The sequence below is a fragment of the Pseudomonas sp. FSL R10-2964 genome (genome assembly GCF_009600035.1).
GTDB lineage: Bacteria > Pseudomonadota > Gammaproteobacteria > Pseudomonadales > Pseudomonadaceae > Aquipseudomonas > Aquipseudomonas bubulae.
Genome location: NZ_WIWH01000138.1, coordinates 1 through 278, shown reverse-complemented (window position 1 = coordinate 278; position 278 = coordinate 1). Strand labels below are relative to the sequence as shown.

The following is a 278-nucleotide window of genomic DNA, read 5'->3' as shown; positions in this document are numbered from 1 at the left end:
CCTTGGCGCCTATGCGGTCGCCGTCCAGGAACAGGCTGTCTTTGAAGACGTTGACGCCCACTTCCCAAGTGGTCGAGGTCTCTGGCTTAAGGAACGGGTTGGGGTAGGTGAATTCTGCGCCCCCGCCATGGGGCCGCCCGCTGATCAGGGTTTCGGTCACGGCCGGTGGGCGCCAGCCCTTGCCGTAAGTGGCGAACAGTTGCATCCAGTCCAGGCCCGGCTTGACCGATAGGCCGAAGGTGGGCGAGAAGCGGCCTTGCTCTTCGTCTACGTCGTAG

1 protein-coding gene is annotated in these 278 nt (G+C 63.7%); it reads right to left on the bottom strand.

Annotated features, from left to right (window positions below; genetic code table 11):
* Window positions 1–278, bottom strand: a 278-nt coding sequence (locus tag GHN92_RS23700; protein WP_153381355.1) for a TonB-dependent receptor domain-containing protein, incomplete at both ends; no start/stop codon positions are given.